21 protein-coding genes are annotated in these 23,758 nt (G+C 48.3%); 12 read left to right on the plus strand and 9 right to left on the minus strand.

The genetic code is table 11. The features are described 5' to 3' along the window. The first annotated feature begins 164 nt into the window (after positions 1–164). The 5 genes from DXD65_RS07070 to DXD65_RS07090 all read left to right on the plus strand — a co-directional run bounded on the left by DXD65_RS07070 (position 165) and on the right by DXD65_RS07090 (position 3,737). Positions 165–1,481, plus strand: a complete 1,317-nt coding sequence (locus DXD65_RS07070; protein ID WP_022402297.1) for a 3-phosphoshikimate 1-carboxyvinyltransferase — start codon at positions 165–167, stop codon at positions 1,479–1,481. 254 nt (positions 1,482–1,735) lie between these two features. Further along, a complete protein-coding gene (locus DXD65_RS07075) occupies positions 1,736–2,164 on the plus strand; it encodes a hypothetical protein (protein ID WP_035450311.1) in 429 nt (142 codons plus the stop codon). 50 nt (positions 2,165–2,214) lie between these two features. Then, complete coding sequence (locus tag DXD65_RS07080; protein ID WP_016274158.1) at positions 2,215–3,027, plus strand: metal ABC transporter permease; 813 nt, start codon at positions 2,215–2,217, stop codon at positions 3,025–3,027. A gap of 13 nt (positions 3,028–3,040) precedes the next feature. Then, positions 3,041–3,466: a tRNA (adenosine(37)-N6)-threonylcarbamoyltransferase complex ATPase subunit type 1 TsaE gene (gene tsaE / locus DXD65_RS07085; RefSeq protein WP_016274159.1), complete on the plus strand. Its 426-nt coding sequence runs from the start codon at positions 3,041–3,043 to the stop codon at positions 3,464–3,466. Positions 3,467–3,518: 52 nt separating this feature from the next. Continuing rightward, positions 3,519–3,737 (plus strand): immunity 17 family protein, encoded by a 219-nt coding sequence (locus DXD65_RS07090; RefSeq protein WP_005835118.1) that lies wholly within the window; start codon positions 3,519–3,521, stop codon positions 3,735–3,737. Between the two features lie 61 nt (positions 3,738–3,798). Here DXD65_RS07090 and DXD65_RS07095 read toward each other — a convergent pair whose 3' ends face one another. The 3 genes from DXD65_RS07095 to dnaE all read right to left on the minus strand — a co-directional run bounded on the left by DXD65_RS07095 (position 3,799) and on the right by dnaE (position 8,521). After that, a complete protein-coding gene (locus DXD65_RS07095; RefSeq protein WP_005824189.1) occupies positions 3,799–4,131 on the minus strand; it encodes a hypothetical protein in 333 nt (110 codons plus the stop codon). Between the two features lie 111 nt (positions 4,132–4,242). Further along, positions 4,243–4,557: a thioredoxin gene (trxA, locus tag DXD65_RS07100; protein ID WP_005824191.1), complete on the minus strand. Its 315-nt coding sequence runs from the start codon at positions 4,555–4,557 to the stop codon at positions 4,243–4,245. A 166-nt stretch (positions 4,558–4,723) separates the two neighbouring features. After that, entirely contained in the window at positions 4,724–8,521 is a 3,798-nt protein-coding gene (gene dnaE / locus DXD65_RS07105) for a DNA polymerase III subunit alpha (RefSeq protein WP_005824197.1), read from the minus strand. A 170-nt stretch (positions 8,522–8,691) separates the two neighbouring features. Here dnaE and DXD65_RS07110 point away from each other — a divergent pair, with 170 nt between their 5' ends. The 3 genes from DXD65_RS07110 to DXD65_RS07120 all read left to right on the plus strand — a co-directional run bounded on the left by DXD65_RS07110 (position 8,692) and on the right by DXD65_RS07120 (position 10,466). Next, the gene (locus DXD65_RS07110) at positions 8,692–9,378 is read left to right on the plus strand and encodes a phosphatidylserine decarboxylase family protein (RefSeq protein ID WP_005835112.1); all 687 of its coding nucleotides are present in this window, start codon (positions 8,692–8,694) and stop codon (positions 9,376–9,378) included. A gap of 13 nt (positions 9,379–9,391) precedes the next feature. Next, positions 9,392–10,099, plus strand: a complete 708-nt coding sequence (gene pssA, locus DXD65_RS07115; RefSeq protein WP_005835110.1) for a CDP-diacylglycerol--serine O-phosphatidyltransferase — start codon at positions 9,392–9,394, stop codon at positions 10,097–10,099. Between the two features lie 67 nt (positions 10,100–10,166). Further along, on the plus strand, positions 10,167–10,466 hold the full coding sequence (locus DXD65_RS07120; protein ID WP_005824202.1) for a DUF4834 family protein: 300 nt from the start codon (positions 10,167–10,169) through the stop codon (positions 10,464–10,466). A gap of 24 nt (positions 10,467–10,490) precedes the next feature. Here DXD65_RS07120 and DXD65_RS07125 read toward each other — a convergent pair whose 3' ends face one another. Then, the gene (locus DXD65_RS07125; protein WP_009037193.1) at positions 10,491–10,925 is read right to left on the minus strand and encodes a nucleoside deaminase; all 435 of its coding nucleotides are present in this window, start codon (positions 10,923–10,925) and stop codon (positions 10,491–10,493) included. A gap of 25 nt (positions 10,926–10,950) precedes the next feature. Continuing rightward, positions 10,951–11,184 (minus strand): hypothetical protein, encoded by a 234-nt coding sequence (locus tag DXD65_RS07130; RefSeq protein ID WP_005824205.1) that lies wholly within the window; start codon positions 11,182–11,184, stop codon positions 10,951–10,953. Positions 11,185–11,364: 180 nt separating this feature from the next. On the opposite strand from DXD65_RS07130, the gene DXD65_RS07135 reads away from it, so the two are divergent. The 4 genes from DXD65_RS07135 (at position 11,365) to DXD65_RS07150 (ending at position 14,715) form a co-directional block, all read left to right on the plus strand. Continuing rightward, positions 11,365–13,167: a S41 family peptidase gene (locus DXD65_RS07135; RefSeq protein ID WP_008665734.1), complete on the plus strand. Its 1,803-nt coding sequence runs from the start codon at positions 11,365–11,367 to the stop codon at positions 13,165–13,167. Then, positions 13,167–13,532 (plus strand): YraN family protein, encoded by a 366-nt coding sequence (locus DXD65_RS07140; RefSeq protein WP_005824208.1) that lies wholly within the window; start codon positions 13,167–13,169, stop codon positions 13,530–13,532. The genes DXD65_RS07135 and DXD65_RS07140 overlap by 1 nt, the downstream gene beginning before the upstream one ends. Before the next feature lie 69 nt (positions 13,533–13,601). After that, positions 13,602–13,958, plus strand: a complete 357-nt coding sequence (locus DXD65_RS07145; RefSeq protein WP_005824210.1) for an MmcQ/YjbR family DNA-binding protein — start codon at positions 13,602–13,604, stop codon at positions 13,956–13,958. After that, positions 13,942–14,715: a biotin--[acetyl-CoA-carboxylase] ligase gene (locus tag DXD65_RS07150; protein ID WP_005835105.1), complete on the plus strand. Its 774-nt coding sequence runs from the start codon at positions 13,942–13,944 to the stop codon at positions 14,713–14,715. Before DXD65_RS07145 ends, DXD65_RS07150 begins: the two co-directional genes overlap by 17 nt. 99 nt (positions 14,716–14,814) lie before the next feature. On the opposite strand, the gene DXD65_RS07155 is transcribed toward DXD65_RS07150, so the two are convergent. The 4 genes from DXD65_RS07155 to DXD65_RS07170 all read right to left on the minus strand — a co-directional run bounded on the left by DXD65_RS07155 (position 14,815) and on the right by DXD65_RS07170 (position 23,744). Beyond that, positions 14,815–17,256: a sugar-binding domain-containing protein gene (locus DXD65_RS07155; protein WP_117887482.1), complete on the minus strand. Its 2,442-nt coding sequence runs from the start codon at positions 17,254–17,256 to the stop codon at positions 14,815–14,817. Positions 17,257–17,292: 36 nt separating this feature from the next. Beyond that, positions 17,293–18,900, minus strand: a complete 1,608-nt coding sequence (locus DXD65_RS07160) for a glycoside hydrolase (RefSeq protein WP_117887483.1) — start codon at positions 18,898–18,900, stop codon at positions 17,293–17,295. A 118-nt stretch (positions 18,901–19,018) separates the two neighbouring features. Next, positions 19,019–20,680 (minus strand): RagB/SusD family nutrient uptake outer membrane protein, encoded by a 1,662-nt coding sequence (locus tag DXD65_RS07165; RefSeq protein ID WP_117887484.1) that lies wholly within the window; start codon positions 20,678–20,680, stop codon positions 19,019–19,021. Between the two features lie 13 nt (positions 20,681–20,693). After that, positions 20,694–23,744, minus strand: coding sequence for a SusC/RagA family TonB-linked outer membrane protein (locus tag DXD65_RS07170; RefSeq protein ID WP_117887485.1), 3,051 nt, complete (start codon positions 23,742–23,744; stop codon positions 20,694–20,696). Positions 23,745–23,758: the final 14 nt, after the last annotated feature.

Genomic DNA, 23,758 nt, shown 5'->3' on the forward strand with positions numbered 1-23,758 from the left:
AATTATATCTATCCGTCCCGATAGCAGGACTTACCTCCGCAAAGATAAACGAAAGATTGAAACCACAGAAACAAGTTTCCTTTTTTCCATTTCCCAAAGATTTATCCTACTTTTGCAGTGACAATAAAAAAACTCCTTACCACCGTAACTTAACAAATACGACCATGCGATATACCGTTTCCGCTCCTGCCTCACTGCACGCAGCCATACAGCTCCCGGCATCCAAAAGTATCAGTAACCGGGCACTCATCCTCCACTCCCTTGCCCACGGCAATATCCTGCCCCGCAATCTGAGCGATTGTGACGACACCATAGTGATGACTCGCGCCCTCGACGGAAATCCCGGACATATAGATATCCTTGCCGCCGGCACCGCCATGCGTTTCCTCACCGCCTACCTCAGCGTAACTCCTGGCACCCGAATCATCACCGGTACGCAACGCATGCAGCAACGCCCCATCCGCATACTGGTAGACGCCCTGCGAGAGCTCGGCGCCCGCATAGAATACGTCGGAAATGAAGGGTTCCCTCCCTTGCGCATCACCGGAACAGAACTGACCGGCAGCGAAATATCCCTCGCCGGCAATGTCAGCTCACAATACATATCCGCCCTGCTGATGATTGGTACCGTCCTTCCCAAAGGCCTGCGCCTGCACTTGACGGGTGACATCATCTCCCGCCCCTACATCAACCTGACCCTGCAACTGATGCGCGACTTCGGCGCCCAAGCCGACTGGGTCTCCGAAGATTGCATCACCGTCAGCCCCGGCGGATACACGGATACCCCTTTCACCGTAGAAAGCGATTGGAGCGCCGCCTCTTACTGGTATCAGATGATGGCAATAGAAGGAATTAAAAATGAAAAAATAAAAGGGGGAGACAGAAGTAGCGCAAAAGAAAGTGAAGACAGCACGAAGGAAGAAGCGCACACGGCAGAAATCGAACTGCTCGGTCTCTTCGCCCACAGCTATCAAGGCGACAGCCGCGGCGCGGAAGTCTTTACCCGCCTCGGCGTCCATACCGAATATACAGACCGGGGAGTAAAACTGACCCGGAAGGGTACTCCCGCCACCCGTCTCGACGAAGACATGGTGGACATCCCGGACCTGGCGCAGACCTTTGTCGTCACCTGCTGCCTGATGGACATCCCTTTCCGCTTCACCGGACTGCAAAGCCTTAAAATAAAGGAGACCGACCGTATCACCGCCCTCATTACGGAACTGCGTAAACTGGGTTACGTCGTGCGCTCCGAGCAAGACAGCATCTTGTTGTGGGATGGCGAACGCTGCCCGGCAGACGCTGACCCCGTCATCGCCACCTACGAAGACCACCGTATGGCCATGGCATTTGCCCCCGCCTGCCTTGTACTGCCCCAAATACAGATAGATGAACCACAGGTCGTTACCAAATCTTACCCTGCTTACTGGGAAGACTTGCAAAAGGCGGGATTTAAAGTCTGCCAAAATGCAATGCAATCTTAGAATAAAGCTTTTATTCTTAGAAATACAGCCTTTATTCTTAAGAATATAACCTTTATTCTTAGAAATAAAGGATACATTCTAAGATTAGGATGTATCCAAAGTAGTTTTACACTACGTTCCAAGCAAGTAATGCCTGCGTCGGGTGGAAGTAATCTACCTACCTGCAATCTGAAGCATTATTTTGTCGTGTACAAAACAATATGTATCTTTGTCCGTTCTATTAATGGAACATGTTTTTCAAGAAAAGGAAGCCCATGTGGATATTGATTATTAGCCTGATTGCCCTTGCCCTCGTGGCAGCCACAGCCGGAATTATACGCAACCGGAAACTGCAGAAGAAGATAGACCGCGGCGAACTGGACGCCATGCCCGAAGTGCAGGAAGTGGATGCCGAGTGCTGCGGACAGCATGAAATCTGCGAACGTGACAGCCTGCTGGCAGCCGTCAGCAAGCAAATAGAATATTACGATGACGAAGAACTGGACAAATACATCGGCACCGCTCCCGATGCCTATACTCCCGAGCAGGAAGACGAGTTCCGCGACGTGTTCTACACCATGCAAGACACGGACGTAGCCGGATGGGTGCGCAGCCTGCAACTGCGTGGCATAGCCTTGCCGGACAACATCAAGGATGAAGTGTTCCTCATCATCGGCGAACGCCGTCTCACCCCCCATTCCTAACACTCCACATCCAACTTTTAATTTTTAATTCTTAATTTTTAATTGAATAAATGGAGCTACTGCAATACACTTTTTTCCAACATGCCCTCATCGGCAGTCTGCTGGCAAGCATTGCTTGCGGGCTGATAGGCACATACATCGTCACCCGGAGACTAGTGTTCATCAGCGGCGGATTGACGCATGCATCTTTTGGCGGTATCGGCCTGGGATTGTATACCGGCATTTCCCCCATTCTGTCGGCAGCCTTGTTTGCAGTCTTGTCCGCTTTCGGTGTAGAGTGGCTCAGCAAACGGAAGGACATGCGGGAAGACTCCGCCATTGCCGTATTCTGGACATTGGGCATGGCACTGGGCATCATGTTCACTTTCCTCTCGCCGGGATTCGCACCCGACTTGTCCGCCTATCTCTTCGGCAACATTCTCACGATTACCTGGAGCGACATCGCTCTATTGGGAGGGCTTGCCCTGCTGCTGATACTGTTTTTCGCGCTGTATCTCCATCCCATCATCTACGTAGCCTTCGACCGGGAGTTTGCCCGCTCGCAAGGTATTCCGGTGCAGGTATTCGAATATGTACTGATGATGTTCATTGCGCTGACCATCGTGGCATGCCTGCGCATGGTGGGCATCGTGCTGGTCATTTCGCTGCTCACCGTTCCGCAGATGACCGCCAACTTGTTCTCGCACCGGTTCCACCGCATCATCTGGCTTTCCATCGGCATCGGTTACCTCAGTTGCCTGGGCGGGCTGATGATTTCTTTCTACTTGAATGTCCCCTCGGGTGCATCCATCATATTCTTTTCCATCATTATCTATGCCATTTGCAAGACAGGAAAAAGTTTTTGGCTATATTTGCAACGCTAAATCAAAAGACACAATGGAAATCAAAATTCAGTCATTAGACCAGATTCACGAAGCCGCCCGCCAGTTCATCGCTGAAATGGGTGATAATACCGTCTTCGCTCTTTACGGAAAAATGGGGGCGGGCAAGACAACTTTCATCAAAGCCGTTTGCGAGGAGTTGGGCGTTTCCGACGTCATCACCTCCCCTACCTTCGCCATTGTCAACGAATACCGTTCCGACACTGCCGGCGAACTGATTTACCATTTCGACTTCTACCGCATCAAGAAACTGGAAGAAGTGTATGACATGGGTTACGAAGATTACTTCTACAGCGGCGCCCTCTGCTTCATAGAATGGCCGGAGCTGGTAGAGGAACTCTTGCCGGGCAACACCATCAAGGTCACCATCGAAGAAGTGGAGAACGGAGAGCGGGAAGTCACGTTAGAGAGCTTTGAATAATAAGGCATGCTTTTCCCCCGCTTTAATTTTTAATTCTTAATTCTTATTTCTGATGAGCCAATACATCGTTCAAGGGATTTTCGCCGTCGCAGGCATCATCGCCTTGCTGGCAGCCATATTGGACTGGAACTGGTTCTTTACTGCCCGAAACACCCAGTTTATCGTACAAAATGTAGGGCGGCGACAAGCCCGCCTGTTCTACGGTGTATTGGGTGTCATTCTCATCGGCACGTCCATCTTCTTTTTTCTGAATACGCCACCGGTCACATAAAAACAAAAAATCGCGGATGAAGCCATGCCCATCCGCGATTTTCCTATACTTTTGATACAGACTATTCTTCGTCCAAAGATTCCGTATATTCCATCTCACCTTGTACGATGAAAAGGATTTCTTCCGGATCATAGTCACCCATCTCATCCTTATGGGCTTCCTTGACAATATAGTCCACGATTTTCCCCAAATCAATCTCGATGTACCCATCCGCATCCGGCTGTGCATCAAGGATGCCGCTCTCGGAATAGTACTCGTCAATCAAATCGAGAAAATAATAGAACTCGTCGTCAGAGAACTTCTCTTTCAACTCCTGCGGCAAATAATTCTTGATGTACTCGATGGTCTTTTCATCATCGACATCATTCTGCAAAAAATCGTCTTCCATTCCCATACTTACTATTGCTTAAAGGGTTAATGTTATTGACTATTTGACGATTTACTATTTACTATTTAGCTGCGCCATGATGCCGAAAGGGTAAATCGTAAATCGTCAAATAGTACCTTATAATATCGCTTCTATCTTGGCCACGTAAGCAGATTTCGGAGCAGAACCTACCTGCTTGTCCACCAGCTCTCCATTCTTGAAGAACAAGACTGTAGGGATGTTGCGTATACCATATTCGGCAGCCACATCACCGTTCTCATCCACGTCACATTTGCCAATAATCACCTTTCCTTCATATTCAGTAGCCAATTCATCGATGATTGGTCCCACCATCTTACAAGGGCCGCACCAAGGTGCCCAGAAATCCATAACGACCGGCTTTCCCTCTGCCAGGATTTCTTGAAAATTGCTGTCTGTAATTTCTAAAGCCATTTCTTTTAATATTAAATGTCAACTATAATTATTAATTTACTGTCAATTGCGTTTTATCAACCTTCGCTTTCGAAGCAAAGATAGTGCAAACCGAATGCAAAACAAAATGAACTTGTTCATTTTTTATGCCGAGGTGCAGCCTATCTTCGTTTTCCAACAAAGATAACTAATTAATCCTGAACTCAAGGTCCGGACGCTCTTTTAAATAAGTAATCAGTTCACGCCCCACGGAAAGCTTCACGGGACGGGAAATCAAATCGACCGTCATCTTGCTATCCTCATCTCTGACTTTGAAATAAAGCTCCGTACTGCCCGGACGTTCCTTGGTCAGTTCTGCCAGTTCAGTTATCAAAGCCTTGTTCAGCACACTCAGCGGAATGAGAATGGTTATCTTCTCAATCAGTTTCTCCTTGACGTCAGGCAACAGTTCCATGGAGGTTATCTTCAGCTCCAACTCATCCTGCCGCCATTGCTTGGGCTGGCAACGGGCTTTGATGAACAAGAAGGTACGTTCACCCAGATACCCCTGATAGGTCACCCAATCATTTCCGAAGAAAGGAAGCTCTGCCGAACCGGAATAGTCTTCAATCTTGGCTATGCCGTAAGGATTTCCATTTTTGCTGATACCGCGACGCACGGCGGTCACGATGCCACCCATTGTTATTTCGCGTCCCACAAGTGCCGTCTTATCTTCCAGCTCTGTCATGTGAGTGTTGCAAACATGCTCCAGAACTACGGAATACTCATCCAACGGGTGTGCGGACAGATAGATACCTACCAAATCGCGCTCCCGGTTCAAACGGTCGAGGTCGCTCCAACGTTCCGCTACCGGTATTTCCGGAGTGGCGATATCCACCACATTCTCACCGCCGAACAAGGAGTTTGCAGCCGCAGCCTGGTCGGCCTGGTAACGGTTACCATACCGCACCAAGGTTTCGAGGAAGACCTCGTTCTTGGAATTTACGGCAAAATACTGCTCTCGCTTCAGCTCCGGGAAGCTGTCGAACCCGCCCGCCAAAGCAAGACATTCCAGATTCTTCTTGTTGCAGGCTGTCAGATTGACACGCTGCACAAAATCAAATATACCCTTGAAAGGACCATTCTTCTCGCGTTCCTCCATGATGCTCTGCACAGCACCCTCGCCTACCCCTTTCACCGCGCCAAGACCAAAACGGATATTGCCTTCCTTGTTCACGGTGAACTTCAGGTTACTTTCATTCACATCCGGCCCCAATGTATTGATGCCCATTGCCTTGCATTCATCCATCAGTTTGGTTATATCGGTAATATTCGCCAAACTTCGGCTCATGACCGCCGCCATGTATTCGGCCGGATAGTTGGCCTTGAGGAAAGCCGTCTGATAGGCCACCCACGAATAGCAAGTGGCATGTGACTTGTTGAAGGCATAGGACGCAAACTTTTCCCAGTCGGCCCAGATTTTCTCAAGCACTTTCGGGTCGTGGCCGTTCTTTTGTCCACCCGAAATGAATTTCGGCTTCATGTGGTCCAGCTTGTCACGCAGTTTCTTACCCATCGCCTTACGCAAGGCATCGGACTCACCACGGGTGAAGTCCGCCAGCAAACGCGACAGAAGCATGACCTGCTCCTGGTAGACCGTAATGCCGTAGGTATCCTTCAGATACTTCTCCATGATGGGGATGTCATACTCGATGGGCTTGCGTCCCCACTTACGGTCGATGAAGTCGGGGATATAATCCATAGGACCCGGACGGTAGAGGGCATTCATGGCAATCAAATCCTCGAAAGTGCTCGGTTGCAACTCACGCAGATATTTCTGCATACCGGCCGATTCAAACTGGAACGTACCGATGGTGCGGCCGTCGCAATAGAGTTTATAGGTAGCAGGGTCGGAAATGGATATCTTGTCGATGTCGAGTTCCAAGCCGCGGTGCAGACGTACATTGGCAACGGCTTCCTTAATGATGGACAAGGTTTTCAGTCCGAGGAAGTCCATCTTGATAAGTCCCGTATCTTCGATGACGGAACCTTCGTATTGGGTAACGAGCATCTTCTCGCCCGTCTCCTTATCATCCGCCGTGCTGACGGGTACCCAATCCGTGATGTCGTCACGGCAAATAATAGTACCGCAGGCATGCACACCCGTACCGCGTACATTACCTTCCAGCATCTTGGCATATTTCATCGTATCGCGCACCAGGGGATCGGGCGAAGCCTCCGCAGCCTGCAATTCGGGCACGTAGGCAATGGCATTGGGCAGGTTGAGTTTCTTGTCGGGAATCTTATCCGGCACGAGCTTGCACAGACGGTCCGATTCGCTCAAAGGCAGTTTCTGCACGCGCGCCACGTCCTTGATGGCCATCTTGGTCGCCATCGTGCCATATGTAATGATGTGCGCCACCTTCTCTTGCCCGTACTTCTCCGTCACCCAGCGGAGCACTTCTCCACGCCCGTCATCATCGAAGTCCACATCGATATCAGGCAAAGAGATACGGTCGGGATTCAAGAAACGCTCGAACAGAAGGTCGTATTGAATCGGGTCTATTTTCGTGATGCCCAAGCAATAGGCCACCGCCGAGCCGGCAGCCGAACCACGTCCCGGTCCTACCGAAACGCCCAGCTGTGTGCGGGCGGCATTGATAAAGTCCTGCACAATCAAGAAGTATCCCGGGAAACCCATCGTCTTCATGATGTACAGCTCAAAGACCAGACGTTCCTTCACCTCGTCGGACAAGGGATCACCGTACAGTTTTTTAGCACCGTCGAATGCCAATTTTGCCAGATAGTCGGCTTCCAGCTTGATACGGTACAGCTTGTCGTAGCCCCCCAGACGCTTTATCTTGGCATTGGCGGCATCCTCATCCAGCACCACCTTGCCGTTTTCATCCTGGGTAAACTCATCAAATAAGTCCTTTTCGGTATATTTCTGCCGATAGCCCTCTTCCGTTCCGAAATCTTCCGGAATAGCAAACGTAGGCATAATAGGAGCGTGGTCGATGGAATAATATTCCACCTTGTCCAAAATCTCCAAGGTATTGGACAAGGCTTCGGGAACATCCTCAAACAAGGCGTTCATCTCAGCCTTTGTCTTCATCCATTCCTGCTTGGTATAAAGCATTCGGGTAGGGTCATCCAGATCTTTACCCGTGCTCAGACAAATCAGGCGGTCGTGCGCTTCCGCATTCTCTTCATCCACAAAGTGGACGTCATTAGAGCAGATAACCTTAATGTCATATTTCCGGGCAAGCTCCAGCAACTTGGCATTCGCCTTCTGCTGAAGCGGATAGGCTTCGTGGTTGGCACGGGGAACAGTGGCTTTATGGCGCTGAAGCTCCAGATAGTAATCATCGCCAAACAGATTCTTATACCAGCGTACAGCTTCTTCTGCCTCTTCCAGCTGGTCATTGATAATCTTCTTAGGAACCTCGCCACCGATACAAGCCGAGCAGACAATCAGCCCCTCATGGTACTTTTCCAGTTCACTGCGGTCTGTACGCGGACGCATATAGTATCCCCTTGTCCAGGCATGCGATACAAGTTTTATCAGATTGTGATACCCCTTCTCATTCTTTGCCAGCACAATCAGGTGATAGCCACTCTGGTCCGGCTTCCCCTCCTTCTTATCCATGGTTCGGCGGGCCACATACATTTCACAGCCTACAATCGGCTTGAACAGCTTGCTTTCCGCTTCTGCCATCTTGGCACGACAATCGGCAATCTCCGCTTCCTTGTCTTCACACTCTATCTCACCGCTTTCAATACCGGCAATCCTTTTCTTGAGGTCCTTTATCTCCCCCTTTGGCCCGCTGTTCTTCTTGTTGACATAGTTGGTGAACTCCTTGATACCGAACATATTTCCATGGTCGGTCACGGCAATGCCTTTCATACCATCCTTCATGGCCTTGTCAACCAGCCTGCTGACACTTGCCTGACCATCCAGAAGAGAGTATTGGGTATGGACATGTAAATGAACAAAATCTTGCATATATATCCTTTCTATTGAGAGCCTAAAATTACAACCTCTATCACAGCTAACAAAAATATTTCCCAAAAAGTTATCAACATGCACATTTCTCTCTCCAAATCCTTGTTAGATTTTCAAAATAAGCCTATTTTTGCAGATAATTTCTATCTAAATTAGCAAATACGATATACATGGGTCGATTAAAAAGATTAAAAAAGATACGCATACACCGTGAAGGAACACATACATTGGCAGGCAGCCTGGTTCTGATTCTGGCTGTCAACACTGCCCTTTACTTCGGATTGGAATGCAAAGTTCCTTTTTACGTAGTAGCGGTCATCAGCCTCATAGTATATGGCATACTCGTGAACTTCTTCCGCTGCCCCATCCGTTTGTTCGGACAAGAAACGGAGAAAGTCGTGGTAGCTCCTGCCGACGGTAAAATCGTAGTGGTGGAAGAAGTGGAGGAAAACGAATACTTCCACGACCGCCGTATCATGGTATCTATATTCATGAGTCTGGTCAATGTACACGCCAACTGGTATCCGGTAGACGGCACGGTAAAGAAGGTATGGCACCAAAACGGAAAGTTCATGAAAGCGTGGCTGCCCAAAGCCAGCACCGACAACGAGCGTTCCACCGTAGTAATAGAAACTCCGGAAGGCGTGGAGATTATGGCACGACAGATAGCCGGAGCCATGGCGCGCCGCATCGTGACCTATGCCGAACCGGGCGAGGAATGCTATATTGACGAACATATGGGTTTCATCAAATTCGGCTCCCGCGTGGATGTCTTTCTACCGTTGGGCACCGAAGTATTCGTTAAACTAGGACAACTGACTACCGGCAATCAGACTGTGATAGCCAAACTTAAATAATAAAAGAACAACAATGGCAAACTGCATTACCCGCCATATTCCAAATACTCTGACCTGCCTGAACCTATTCTCCGGGTGTATTGCTTGTGTCATGGCATTCGAAGCCAGATATGAATGGGCACTCGCTTTCATTATCTTCAGTGCCGTATTCGATTTCTTCGATGGCATGATGGCACGTGCACTGGACGCACACTCCATTATCGGCAAGGATTTGGATTCTCTGGCAGATGATGTCAGTTTCGGAGTGGCCCCTTCCCTGATTGTATTTTCCTTGTTCAAGGAAATGGACTATTCGGGCGCAATGGAAAGCTTGGCCGGCGTTTTCCCCTATCTCGCATTTCTTTTGTCCGTATTCTCTGCACTGCGGCTTGCCAAGTTCAACAACGATACCCGCCAGACGAGCTCTTTCGTAGGACTTCCCGTCCCGGCAAACGCCTTGTTCTGGGCTTCATTGGTGACGGGCGCTCACGACTGGCTGGTGAGCAGCAATTTCCATCCGGTTTATCTGTTGCTGCTGGTCTGCCTTTTCTCATGGCTGCTTGTATCGGAGATTCCAATGTTCTCACTCAAATTCAAGAATCTGTCATGGAAAGACAATAAAACAAGCTTCATTTTCCTGCTTGTCTGCATTCCGTTCCTCATCTTCTTGGGAATCTGCAGCTTTTCTGCAATCATCGTCTGGTATATACTGCTTTCGCTTATTACAAGGAAAAGTAAATAAACAAATCTTTGGCACGGTTGTTGTATTGAAGTTCGCAGAAAACGAACACATAAAAAGACATTAGCCCATGTTTCATATTTTAGGATTTTTATTCATCATCATAATTGCCATTCTGCTCATTGGCCTCAGCATTATCGGTACTGTCATCCGGAACATATTCGGATTGGGCGGACGCCGTACTTCCTCCAACTCCGGTCCCTACCAAAAAGGAAATGGTAATTACCAGCCGGGAGGGTATTCCTACAATGATAATAGACAATCGTCTGAGGAGGCACAAACTGAAGAAGGTGAAATACGTCCCCGCCACAAGAAACTGTTCTCCAAAGACGAGGGAGAGTATGTGGATTTTGAAGAAATCAAGGAGTAGGGATTAGGGATAAAGGATTAGAGATTATTTGCGCTTGGCGGCAAAGAACTCTTTCATCAGGGCGGCACATTCATCTGCCAGAATTCCTTTTACTACTTGTGTTTTGGGATGCAATGCCTGCGAGGCATAGCGCTGATACCCTCTTTTCTCATCTTCGGCGCCAAACACCAGACGCCCCATCTGTGCCCAGGCAATGGCACCGGCACACATCACGCAGGGTTCCACTGTGACATAGAGAGTACATTCATTCAGATATTTGCCGCCAAGAGTTGCAGCGGCAGCGGTAATGGCTTGCATCTCGGCATGGGCGGTGACATCCGTCAAAGTCTCCGTCAGATTATGGGCACGAGCTATGATACGGTCCTTGCACACCACAACTGCACCTACGGGAACTTCTCCCCGTTCACCGGCCTTATGGGCTTCCAAAAGCGCCTGCTTCATATAATAGCTATCGTCCAACGCCACCCCCTTTAATTTTTAATTTTCACCTCCTCATGTCGTGCTCACCGAACAAAGTAGGATAATCCTCTTCCATATTCTTATGGATAAACATGAGAATAGTCTCCCGCAGCCAACGCGACTTGTTCGTTATCTTGTATTTCTCCAGATAACGGTCCACAATCCGCTGCTCTTCCTCGCTCATCAGGCATACCATGCGCTGCTCGCGTTTCGGTTCTTCGGGCGTTGCTTTCGCACACGTTTTATCTCTCTTTCTCATATTTCCTGCAAAATTACTTTTACTTCTGTAAAAACAAAACGAACCTACGTAATTTTTATATCGGAAACACTTAAATAGCACTGAAATATTTTTTTGACCGGTAAACTTAAAGTATTTCTTAAAAACATTTTAATTTAGTAATTAAAAACGTATTTTTGGAGAGTTCTAAATTTAAAAGGTATGAAACATGTAAATTATCTTAGTTTCTTTCTACTCACATTGTTCAGTATAAGTTTTATCTCATGTAGTGACGATGACGATAATAAACTTAATACCGGCATAACCAATCAGAGTTGGACAGAGGGAAAATCCCTGGAGATCAGCCAGGATAATGAGTTGTCTGTAAGCTTCAATGCTGCAGCCAAATGGGTAGCTTCCGTCACCTCAGGAGCGGATTGGTGCAAACTGAATACGACCTCGGGTACAAAAGGACAAAGCACCTTGAAATTATCTGTAAGTACAAGTTCCACCACCGACCGGACAGCCAGAATTTCCATTAATATAGACGGCTATTCTCCTGCAAGTTTTGAAGTTACACAAAAGGGGACCAGTGTTCCCCAAACCACTGAAGATATGGAGATTAACGCAAAAGTTGATGAATATCTGAGGGAAATGTATCTCTGGAACGATGAATACAAAACGTTGAATCTTGACCATAACAAAGGCTATGAAGACTTCTTCTATGATGCATTGGGAAGTATGACTACCAATACATTGGATAAAAAAACATATGTCGGTAGCGACGGCAAGACATATTATAATCTTTTCTCTTATATCCAGCTATTGCCCAATATTAGTTCAACCCGTACCACCAAAATTGTAAACAAGGAACTGGCATATAGTTTCGGTATCACCGGTATAACCCCCATAAGCATTGGCACACAAGCAGAAAATACCATTTATTTCTGCCTCCAAGGTGTATATCCCGATTCACCGGCCTCCGAAGCTGGACTCAAACGAGGAGCAATGATAAGCCTGATAAATGGAAAGAAGATAAATAATAACAATATTAATAACTTCTATTACGACATATTGTCACCAGATGCAACTATCAACTATACTTTGACAGAAGATGTCGTAGAAGGAGGCACCATTACCGGGCAAAAGGAATACACCATAACTTCCAAAGCCACATACAACAACCCCGTCATCTTCAGTAATGTCAAGGAAGATATAGAAGGACATAGAATCGGTTACCTCGTTTATTCTGGGTTCGAGGCAGGCTTTGACCAAGAATTATTCAATGTTTTCAAAGATTTTAAAAACAAGAACGTCACAGATTTGATTCTGGACTTGCGGTACAATGGTGGTGGGCATACCATGTCGGCTAATCTGATAGCAACTTGTATTGCCGGTACTGCCTCTCAAGGTAAAGTATTCAGCAGTTTACGATACAATGATGAAAGAATGGCAAAACTCAATAACAAACGGGAAGATGAATTATTTGCATACTCCAGTTATCCCAACTTGGGTACTTCCTTATCAGCCGGAAGCCTCAACCTTCCCCGCGTCTACTGCCTTGTCGGAAATGGAACGGCCTCTGCCAGTGAACTCGTCATTAATTCCTTAGAAGGAATAGATTTGGACGTAATACTTATAGGTGAAAAGACCACTGGTAAGAACGTAGGTATGGAATATGAGGAGTACACTGTCCGGAATAACACATATCGTGTTGTTCCTATCACCTTCCAAAGCTATAACGCCAAAGGATTCGGGGAGTATGAAAAAGGATTTGAACCCGATATATTGATGGATGAAACCAATCCTTATAACGAACAAGGTGTATTCTATATTCATAAAGATTATGGAAACAATGAAGAACCTCTGTATGCCAAGGCCATTGAACTGATTACCGGTACAAATCCAGCCCCCCAAACGCGCAGTGCAGTGGTCAATACATTGGATGGTAAAACTTATAAGTTGCCCGCTATCTTCCGTCCTGGACACGACGGTATGCTGATGCCTGCCAGACACGCAGAATAATGAGTGCACACAATATTCTTGGAAAAGCCGGTGAAGACGCCGCTGCCAAATACTTGGAACAGAACGGTTACACCATACGTGACCGTAACTGGCGGAAGAATCACCTTGAGCTGGATATTGTAGCCGACAAAGATAAGGAACTGATTATTGTGGAAGTGAAAACCCGTAGCAATACGGATTACATTGAGCCGCAGGATGCCGTGAACTGGCAGAAAATACGACGTATTGTCGTAGCGGCCGATGCCTATATCAAGCACTTCTGCTTGGATGCACCCGTCCGCTTCGACATCATAACGGCTGTAGGCGAACCGGGTGCATTCAGGATAGAGCATCTCAAAGAAGCCTTCTATCCGCCGATGTTCTGAGAGTTGAAAATTGACAAGCAAGAGTTATTTCAATCGTAAATTGTAAACCGTAAAACCGTAAATACCATCATGGACATCGAAACCGCCCGCGAATATTGCCTCAGCAAAAAAGCCGTCACGGAATGCTTTCCGTTTGACGAATACTCGCTCGTGATGAAAGTCATGAATAAAATGTTTGCACTTATCGACCTGGAAAGCGCCAACAAGATTTGTCTGAAATGCGACCCCGAATATGCACTCGAACTGCGGGAGCACTATGTTGCCATCGAAGGTGCCTATCACTTCAACAAAAAGTACTGGAACCAGGTGTTCCTTGACGGTGACGTCGACGACAAACTGTTGAAGCAACTGATAGACCACTCCGTGGAAGAAGTATTGAAGAAGTTCACCAAAAAAATGCGTACCGAATATGAAGCCCTGCCCTGACACATTCCCGTTCCCGCTGGTGGCATTGGACGAGACGGCATCGACCAACCAATACCTCAGCCAGCTTTGCAACCAGTTGCAAGAATCCGTTGCCGAACTAACAACCGTGACTGCCGAGTTCCAAACTGCCGGTAAAGGCCAGCGCGGCAATACCTGGGAAGCTGAAGAAGGCAAGAACCTGCTTTTCAGCTTTGTACTCTACCCTTCTTTTCTGGAAGCCCGCCGGCAGTTCATCCTTTCACAAATCGTTTCCCTCGCCATTAAGGAAGAGCTGAGCAGATGGTCTGATGAAATCACCATCAAATGGCCGAACGACATATATTGGAAAGACAAGAAAATCTGCGGCATACTGATAGAGAACGACCTTTCCGGACATCATATCAGGCGCAGCATTGCCGGAATCGGTATCAACATCAACCAGGAAGTCTTCAACAGTGATGCTCCCAACCCCGTCTCACTGAAACAAATCACCGGAAAGGAGCACGACCGTTATGAAATCCTTGCCCATATCCTAAGACGTGTACAAATCTACTACAACAGCCTCCAAATGGAGGACTTCGCCGTCTACTCCGACGAGATATCCACACGGTATGCCCGCTCCCTTTTCCGTCGCCGGGGATTGCACCCTTATGAAGATGCCAACGGCAAGTTCCTTGCCCGGTTGCTGCGGGTAGAGCAAGACGGACGGTTCGTGCTGGAGGATGAAGGAGGAAGTGAACGGGAATATCTGTTCAAGGAAGTGCAATACATTCTGTAAGAAATGTACAACCCGTGCCATCGCATTGGCAAAGTTGTGCCACCATACTGGCACAGACTTGCCAATGCGATGGCACAAACATAAGTCCATAGCAGTGTACTACTGCCTTACTTCAAACTTTACTTCAGTTCCTTTCAGAAAGGGGGAAGCAAACTTTACCTTAACCTGCCCCTCTCCTCCGGTAGTCTGTATATAGGCCAGCAAACGCCCGTGGTATACGCGGTGACGGTTATCGGTATAATCACTCATGTCACTGTTGTCAGAGCCTTCGAGCCCAAGCAGACGCGCCGGTCCTTCAACTGTACACGTAATTTCATTGTCGCCAAGTTTCACAACAGTACCTTCTTCGTCAACCACCTCTACGGTGATGTGCGCAGTGACGCGGTCGCCGGACAAAATAGTGCGGTCTGCCGTGGCACAAATGGCATAAGGACGTCCGGATGTCCGGATGGAATAGCCTGACAAGGCATTTCCTTCCTTATCGCAACCCTCAGCACGAAGCTCGCCGGCCCGGAAAGGAATATCCCAGTAGATGATGCCGGTCTTTTCATCATAGGGTTTCATCTCGCCCACCACCTTGCCATCGAGCAGCAAGCGCGCCTGCGGAGCATTGGTATAACACACCACACGTATGTTCTGCCCCTCGTCATAGTTCCAGATGTCCCATGCATCAGGCGAAAGGAATACATGCTCGGGATGCTTGGGATGGGCATATACCGGATATGTTCCTGCATACGTGACCGGATTCTCGCACCACAACGAAGCCCGGAAATGTCCGCGTGGCTTGGGGAAACTTCCGAAATCGAGCAAACCCGTGTACAAACCGCGGGACGGCCATCTGCCCGATTCACCCAGATAATCCGTACCGGTCCAGATGAACTGCCCGAAGATGAAATCCTTGTCGCGGACGGCATACCAGGCATCAAGCCCCGAACCCGTCTCGCTTCCATAGATAATGCGGTCCGGATAAGTGGCATGGTCTTGGTCGTAGCGGTTTTCCGTATAGTTATACCCCACCACATCCACAGCATCGGGATACTCCGTCTCGTTCGACATCACGACACCCGCCAAAGCTCCGGTCACGGGACGGGAAGTGTCCACGGCACGTACACAGGCAGCCAGACGCTTTGCTATGGTTCCGATGCGCATGGCATCGGGAGCATCCGGCTTATAGCCCCCGAACATAGGCTGGTTGATTTTAGCTCCATCAAGAACGGGATGCGAATAAGGGTCGTTCGGATAATCCACTTCATTGCCGATACTCCACAAGAAAATACAGGTATGATTGCGGTCACGACGTACCATATCGGTTACGTCCCGTTCTATCCACTCCTCGAAGAAGTCGAAAGTACCGTCATAACTCGGAGTACCCACATTCCAGCCTTGTACCCATTTGCGTTTCGGAAACTCCCATTCGTCAGAGACTTCATCCATTACAAGAAATCCCAGGCGGTCACACAGTTCATAAAGAACGGGGGCTTGTGGGTTATGGCTCATGCGGATGGCATTTACGCCAATCCCTTTCAAGTTATTCAGGCGGCGTTCCCATACCTCCGGCGGCACTACTGCACCCAGCACTCCTGCATCATGATGCAGGCATACACCTTTTACCTTCATCCAGTTGCCGTTGAGGGCAAAACCTTTGTTGGCATCAAATTCCAGCGTACGCAGTCCCACTTTGGTCTCACTGCCGTCAATGCGTTTGCCATTGGCAAGCAATTCGGTTTTCAATGTATACAGATACGGATTATCCAGATTCCAACGATGGGGTTTGGACACTTTCAAGTCAAGACTTTGCTTGGCAATGCCCTCTTTTCCATCGGCAACACGCACACGGCGTTGTGCCACCTTCTTTCCGGCAGTATCGTACAGTGAAGCCTTCAGTTCCAGTTTGTCGGAAGTTGCCTTGTGCTTCTCCACCTCTACATCGACCGCAACGACGGCTTGCTTGTCTGTCAGCGAAGCGGCATGCCAGCCCACACCCCATTGCGCAATATGTGTATCGGGAGCAGCCACCAGCCATACATCGCGATAGATGCCCGACCCCGTATACCAACGTGAATCGGCATAACGGCTATGGTCTACACGGACAGCCAGCACATTGTCGCCTTCCTTCAGGTAAGGGGTCATGTCGTAAAGAAACGATACATAGCCGTTGGGGCGCCTGCCAAGCAGATGCCCGTTCAGGTAAACCTCGCTCCGGTTATATACCCCTTCGAAATAGATATAATGACGTGTTGCGTTGTCTTCAACCCTGAAGTGTTTGCGATACCAGCCTATCCCACCCGGCAGGTACCCGGTGCAACTGGCCAGTGTGGGCGACAATTGCCCCTCTATGGACCAATCGTGTGGCAAAGAAAGCTTCCGCCATTCGCTGTCGTCATAGTCAGTCCGGACAATAGCCGAGTCGTCCGTCAGCCGGAACAGCCATCCGTCATTGAATTTTGCGGCATCGCCAAATGCCACCTGCGCCTTTATCGGAGCAACGACCAGCATTGCCAGCAAAAAGATAAGAGCAGTCCTGTTATTCTTAAAATACATTTTCATATAGATTTTCTTTGAAGTTAAACTAATTCCTTACTTCAGGCTATACACCACGGTTGTCACACTCTTGGCTTCCAGAATCACCTGCTTGCCTGCCGCCACCGTTCCTTCCACCAGATTCTTGCTACCGGTAGTTGCATAAGTAGCTATTGACTTCGCTTCATTGCTCCATCCCACATGCGTTTCACCTAAGCGAACCGCCTTATCAGACATGTTTGTATAGACGGCCACTACCTTATCCCCCTCGGGAGAAAGCCAGGCGGAACCGAAAAAAGTACGCGATTCGTTCAAGTCGAGGGCAATACGGCGGTATCCCGGACGGATAAAGCGGCTGTAATTGCCCAGTACCCAAAGAGTGGCAGTAGCCTGATAGCTTCCCTCCTGCTCTATATCACCATACTCGCCACCGGCAGGTACCAGCGAAATCAAGAGAAAACGGTTCTTATGCCCCCAACGGGAAACATCCATCGATGTCCAGTAACTCCAGGAAGACACTCCAGCCACAGTGAGGTCATTGTGGATGACCTTCGACATGTAGAAAGCGATATCCATCTCAGAAGCCTGCTCGTAGCCCACGAATTCGGAACTGCTGTAATTATCGCCCAGCATACTCCATTCACTCTGCCAAACATCCAGATTATACTGACCGGCAGCCTGGGCCACTTGCTTGCGCACGTTGCGCATACCGTCCCATGTGCCGTCAGTCCAATAGCTGTGTCCGCAAATGAGATTCTTCACGTGTGCCAAGTCACCCACGTAGGCGGAAGAGCCGGGTGTAAAGAAAGCTGAGAATACATTACTGCGGTTGGCATCGCCTTTCACTTTATACAGATACTCCCAATCACCGGATTCGCCCAAGAGAATGTCTGTGGAAAGCCCCCGGTCATCCAACGACATATCCAACTCGCGTGCCAGTGCAGCCACTTCGTCATTGGTCCAGCCACTGCCCTCCTGTCCGCTGTCCCAGTTGTACTGCGGCTCGTTGACGGGCGAGATATGGCTTATGTGATAGCCTTCAGCGGTATAACGGGCCGCTACATCGGCCATATATCCTGCAAAGTCACCATAATGTTCCGGTTTCAGATTAGAAAGTCCCCCTCTGGCGGAAAATCCTTTTCCATTATAGGTGTACTGCACAGGAGGTGTATTGCTGAAAAGAACGAAATTGTTACATCCCAGCTCCTTGGCACGGTCCATGAAGTAACGTTGTCCCTCGCAACGGGTCCAGTCGTACGTCAAGTCATCCGTAAGATAGGATTCCGCACGACGGGATTTATCCTCGATGCCGCTGGCTTCACCTTGCGCGGCACTGCCGCCACCAAGATTCACCCGCCATTGGGAAAGGCCGATTCCTTTCGGCTTGCCGCCCACAATCTCTGAAGAAAAAAGCAGTTCCGTAATCCCCGCACGGTGCGAAGTCCATGACTTGCCCACAAAGGCAGGCGACCAACAGTCCGAAGCGCCAAAGCCGGCTATTGTCTGGAAAGTCTGTCCGGCATCGATGCTCACCAGTTTCTCTACGCTGTTTGTAATGTCCGGACCCTCAGGAGTGTCTGGAGTATCCGGCGTAACGGGAGAATCGTCGCTGCAAGCCATTGCAGCAAGCAGTGCCGGAAGAATAAAAATGTGTCTCAAATTCATGATATTATTTTGGATTAAAAAACTGCCGCGGATAATCCATTGCAAACTATCCGCGACAGAATATAAAGACCTATTGAATAATCAGTTCCTGCAACAATCTGTTTTCATCAGAATGTGTTTAATTCCAACCCGGGTTCTGGGTAATGGAACCGTTGGACATCGTGATTTCGTACAAAGGAATGGGGAACACCATGTCGCGGTTTTCATTGAAAGTGATGCCTTTGTCACTTGCTTCACCTTGATTTTCCCACTCAAGAGCGTCACGGGTAGCCTCTTCAGTGTTCCACCTCACAAAGGAACCGTTCGGTCCCAGGATATTGCTAATCATCTTTTTACCATTTGTATCAGTCCAGCGGCGGATATCATACAGACGGTTCTGCTCGAAAGCCAATTCCAAACGGCGCTCCAGGCGAATGGCACTTTGCAATGCCTTTCCACTTGCCGTAACGTCATCCAACTTGGCCCGTCTGCGCACCTGATTGAGAGCATCGCGGGCAGAAGCGTCATCACCCAGTTCATTGCAAGCCTCAGCATACATTAAAAGGACATCGGCATAACGCAGAATGCGGTGATTCAAAGGACTCTTGTCCGTGGCGTAAGCCGTTGCATCGCCTTGAGCACGATATTTCATCGGCAGGAAATACTTGCGGATGATACGCGCAGACTTATGGTCAGCGGGATTGATAATATAGCAATTGGGGTCCCAACCATATTTATCAAGATATTCCTGATACTTATTCAACGCTTTGCTTGCGTCAATGAAATCCTCGAATTGGTCTTCGCCGGCAATTTCCGTACAGCCCGACTTGATTATTGTCCATTTCAAACGTTCCGTATCACCGGCCTCAATATAAGCTTGCTCCAAATTTGCCGTAGGCTGACACCAGCTCCAACCATCACCAGGACCATTACGGGCACCGGTTACCGTAGCAAGCGCCCCTCCTAAGCCCAAAGTGGGATGATATTCATACTGGATTTCCAGAAGGCTCTCCGCACTGTTGTCATAGTCGACATTCCATACCTGCCCGAAATCGGGAAGCAATTGGTATTCGCCTTCATCTATCACAGTCTTCAACACATCATGGGCAGCCTGCCATTTCTCCTGATAGAGGTACACTTTACCCAATAATCCTAAAGCGGCGCCACGGGTAGCATGCCCTACTTGCGCAGTACTGCGTTGCGGCAGTATTTCGGCAGCTGCCATCAGGTCATCCTCTATGAATTTGTACACGGCTTCTGCCGTAGCACGTTCTGTTCCCTCCACTTCTTCCGGCATTTGGAAACTGGTCATCAAGGGCACCCCGCCAAAATTTCTCACCAGTTCGAAGTAATAGTAGCCACGCAGGAAACGGGCTTCTGCCACCAGACGGTCTCTGGTTTCTGTCTCTTGGGTTTCGAGAGCCGCAATGCGATCTATGGCTATGTTACAACGTAAAATACCTTTGTAACGGTACTGCCAAAAATTGGAGATAGGGCCATTGCTGGCACCGTTTCCCTGATAATGCGCCAATGAGATATAATCACTCTGAGACTGAGAGGTATTCCCCATCCAGGCATCATCTCCACACATTTCGGAAAGTAACCACACGGTGTTGATTTGCCACCATCCTCCATATGTCATGGCCTGATAACAGCTCGTGACTGCGGATTCACACTCTTCTATGGACTTATAATAAGTGTCCACGTTCAATTGCCCGCGTACGTCTTCCGTCAGGAAGTCCTCGCAAGAGGTAAACACCAGCGAAGCAATCAGAACTACTATTGTAAATATTCGTTTCATGGATAATCAAGAATTAAAATTTGAAGTCAATGCCAAACAAGAATGTTCTCGGATTAGGATAAGCCACGTTGTCAATACCGGTATTGATGGCACTGCCAGAGCTGTCGGTAGTACCGTCAACCATCGGGCGTTCGGGGTCCATTCCCGAATAACCGGTAATGGTAAACGGATTCTGTGCAGAGAAGGAAAGACGCAAGTCAGCACCTCCAACCCATTTCTTAGGAAGCGTATAGCCTATCTGCAACAGCTTGCAACGCAAGTAGGAACCATCTTCCACATAGAAACTGGAAACGCGGCTATAGTTCAGGTTCAAGTCATTGCTCGACAAACGGGGAATATCATTGCCGGTACCCTCGCCATGCCATGCTTTCTCCAGTGTACCTGCCCAGACATTCTGTCCACCTGAACCGGAGTAGCGTCCTTTGGTGACATTGTAAATATCATTACCGAACGTACCATAGAAATTGGCTGCAAAATCAATGTTCTTATAACGCATACCAATATTCAGACCCATCATTAAATCAGGATAAGGATTACCGATATAATCTTTGTCATTGGCATCGAGCACTCCGTTATGGTCCCGGTCCTTGAAGCGGATGTCTCCCGGTTTTGCATTGGGCTGAATCAGTGTTCCGTGTTCGTCAGTGTGCGCATACACCTCTTCCCAATTCTGGAACAAGCCATCGGCCACGTAACCGTAGAAACGGGAGATAAAACCACCATCTTCGTTACGGATAATCTGGTCGCTATTGAATCCACCGACATTGATAGGACCGTCGCCCGAGAACTTGATGGCCTTGTTGCGCACGGCAGAAAGGTTCAGACCAAGATCGTAAGAGAAATCCTTGCCGATTTCATCGCGCCAGGTAAGTCCCACTTCCCAACCGCGGGCCTGCATACTACCGATGTTCATCCAAATCTGGCTGTTCCAGTTATCATATCCCAAAGAGAGGATGTTCTGTTTCTGGTAGAGCATGTCAATGGACTTTTTCTGGAAATATTCGAATGTTACACCCAAACGTGAATTAAGGAATGACATATCCACACCTACGTTCCAATCTTCCACAGTCTCCCACTTCAACTGGTTGTTACCTACTGTAGACACGAAGTAACCATTTGCCAACGTATTGCCATAATAGTATTGGGTTTCGCTCAACAAAGTAAGGGTAGCATTATTGTTAATATTCTGATTACCTACACGGCCCCAGCCTCCACGAAGCTTCAGGTCACTGAAGATGTCCTGGTCCTGCATAAATGCCTCACTGATGACACGCCAGGAAGCGGAAACAGACGGGAAGAGGGCATATTTGCTGCCCTTCGGGAAACGGGAAGAACCGTCAGCACGAAGAGATGCCGAGATATAGTAACGGTTATCGTAGTTGTACATGACACGGCCCAGGAAAGAAACCAGTGTATTGTAAGTGGTTTCACCGTTGGCCTCATCCGTACCCTGCTGTCCGGCATTCACTTCCTGCATCTGGTCCAGATTATTGGGAACATTATCACGCCGTGCCTGAGTATTGTACCATGCAAAACGTTCGGCAGTAAAGCCAGCCATTACATTCAAGTTGTGCTTTTCAGCGAAAGTGTCCATGTAAGTGGCTGTATTCGTCCAGTTCCAGTCAAACCACTCCTGATTGCGGCGGGTGATTTCGTTCAAGTCTTGTTTCTCCAACGGATCCATATTGAACTTCGGAACGAATGAATCAGAACGGCGATAGTGTGCATTGGCACCGAACTGGGTGCGCAACGTCAGCTTTTCTATCGGGTTTACCTGCAGATAGGTATTCAGAATGGCACCCAACTCGCGAGAATGAGCATTGCTACGGGCAATTGAACCGGCGGGATTCCACTCCTGGTTGTTGTAAGAGCGTTGATAGTTGTTGTACTCATTATCCTCCCATTGGTCCTGCGGACGGAATACCGGAGTTGTCGGGTCCATAGCCATGGCTGCCGAGAACTGGTTTGGGGTATCATCCCATGATTCGACACGTGGAGCAATATCAACTCCCAATTTTACATACTTATTAAATGTATATTCAGTATTCAGACGGATATTTATCTTATCCCAATAACCTACATCAAACTGTGAGTTGTTACGATAATAGCCCACGCTAAAGTTATAAACAAACTGTTCTGAGCCACCGGCAACACTAAGTGAATGGTTCTGCACCAAAGCTGTTTTATTGACTACAGTATCCCACCAGTCTGTACCACCGGGATTGGTCGTAGCACCCGTATCGTTCCAGATAGAAGAAAGGCCATCATTCGTATAACGGGTATTGAACACTTCTTTATATTCAGCCGCACCGGCAATATTAGGTTTGGCCACGGTCTGGAAACCAACAGAAGAATTCCAATTGATGCGGGCTTTACCAGTCTTACCTTTCTTTGTAGTAATCAGGATGACACCGTTTGATGCACGTGTACCATAGATAGCGGCAGCCGAAGCATCTTTCAATACTTCCATGGAAGCAATATCGTTACTATTCAGAAAGTTGATATTGTCACCTACCGGCATACCATCCACTACATACAACGGATTCGTACCGTTTACGGTAGTTACACCACGAATCAGCACCTTCGGAGTAGCTCCAGGGCCACCACCACTGGTGACTTGTACACCATTTACCTTACCCTGCAAAGCATCCATAGCATTACCGGTCACGGTTTCAGTGATTTCATCGCCTTTTACTGTAGCAATAGAACTGGTCAAATCGCTCTTTTTCACAGCACCATAACCGATAACCACCACTTCATCCAGTAATTCCGCAGCCTCCTTCAGTACCACGTTAATCGTAGTACGTCCACCTACAGCTATTTCCTGAGACTCAAAACCAATAGAAGAGAATACCAACACTGCATTTTTGTCTACATTGGGTAATGTATAATCACCGTCGATACCGGTAATTGTACCCGTACCGGTACCTTTCACTTGAACTGTAGTTCCAATCAACGGCTGCTGGTCGGTGGCCGAAGTCACCACACCCTTAACCGTTATCTGCTGCGCATAACCGCAAAGGCTTATCAGCGCAAGACATAATAATAGAATTTGCTTTTTCATATCTTAAATCTAAT

The organism is Bacteroides sp. 4_1_36 (assembly GCF_003466325.1).
Taxonomy (GTDB): domain Bacteria; phylum Bacteroidota; class Bacteroidia; order Bacteroidales; family Bacteroidaceae; genus Bacteroides; species Bacteroides uniformis.

Bases quoted from the DNA above. Each gene is read 5' to 3' on its own strand.
- dnaE (WP_005824197.1), bottom strand. From the start codon at position 8,521: ATGCAAGATTTTGTTCATTTACATGTCCATACCCAATACTCTCTTCTG.
- tsaE (WP_016274159.1), top strand. From the start codon at position 3,041: ATGGAAATCAAAATTCAGTCATTAGACCAGATTCACGAAGCCGCCCGC.
- DXD65_RS07090 (WP_005835118.1), top strand. From the start codon at position 3,519: ATGAGCCAATACATCGTTCAAGGGATTTTCGCCGTCGCAGGCATCATC.
- pssA (WP_005835110.1), top strand. From the start codon at position 9,392: ATGGCAAACTGCATTACCCGCCATATTCCAAATACTCTGACCTGCCTG.
- DXD65_RS07070 (WP_022402297.1), top strand. From the start codon at position 165: ATGCGATATACCGTTTCCGCTCCTGCCTCACTGCACGCAGCCATACAG.
- DXD65_RS07110 (WP_005835112.1), top strand. From the start codon at position 8,692: ATGGGTCGATTAAAAAGATTAAAAAAGATACGCATACACCGTGAAGGA.
- DXD65_RS07075 (WP_035450311.1), top strand. From the start codon at position 1,736: ATGTGGATATTGATTATTAGCCTGATTGCCCTTGCCCTCGTGGCAGCC.
- DXD65_RS07095 (WP_005824189.1), bottom strand. From the start codon at position 4,131: ATGGGAATGGAAGACGATTTTTTGCAGAATGATGTCGATGATGAAAAG.
- DXD65_RS07170 (WP_117887485.1), bottom strand. From the start codon at position 23,744: ATGAAAAAGCAAATTCTATTATTATGTCTTGCGCTGATAAGCCTTTGC.
- trxA (WP_005824191.1), bottom strand. From the start codon at position 4,557: ATGGCTTTAGAAATTACAGACAGCAATTTTCAAGAAATCCTGGCAGAG.
- DXD65_RS07080 (WP_016274158.1), top strand. From the start codon at position 2,215: ATGGAGCTACTGCAATACACTTTTTTCCAACATGCCCTCATCGGCAGT.
- DXD65_RS07120 (WP_005824202.1), top strand. From the start codon at position 10,167: ATGTTTCATATTTTAGGATTTTTATTCATCATCATAATTGCCATTCTG.
- DXD65_RS07150 (WP_005835105.1), top strand. From the start codon at position 13,942: ATGAAGCCCTGCCCTGACACATTCCCGTTCCCGCTGGTGGCATTGGAC.
- DXD65_RS07135 (WP_008665734.1), top strand. From the start codon at position 11,365: ATGAAACATGTAAATTATCTTAGTTTCTTTCTACTCACATTGTTCAGT.
- DXD65_RS07165 (WP_117887484.1), bottom strand. From the start codon at position 20,680: ATGAAACGAATATTTACAATAGTAGTTCTGATTGCTTCGCTGGTGTTT.
- DXD65_RS07145 (WP_005824210.1), top strand. From the start codon at position 13,602: ATGGACATCGAAACCGCCCGCGAATATTGCCTCAGCAAAAAAGCCGTC.
- DXD65_RS07160 (WP_117887483.1), bottom strand. From the start codon at position 18,900: ATGAATTTGAGACACATTTTTATTCTTCCGGCACTGCTTGCTGCAATG.
- DXD65_RS07130 (WP_005824205.1), bottom strand. From the start codon at position 11,184: ATGAGAAAGAGAGATAAAACGTGTGCGAAAGCAACGCCCGAAGAACCG.
- DXD65_RS07155 (WP_117887482.1), bottom strand. From the start codon at position 17,256: ATGTATTTTAAGAATAACAGGACTGCTCTTATCTTTTTGCTGGCAATG.
- DXD65_RS07140 (WP_005824208.1), top strand. From the start codon at position 13,167: ATGAGTGCACACAATATTCTTGGAAAAGCCGGTGAAGACGCCGCTGCC.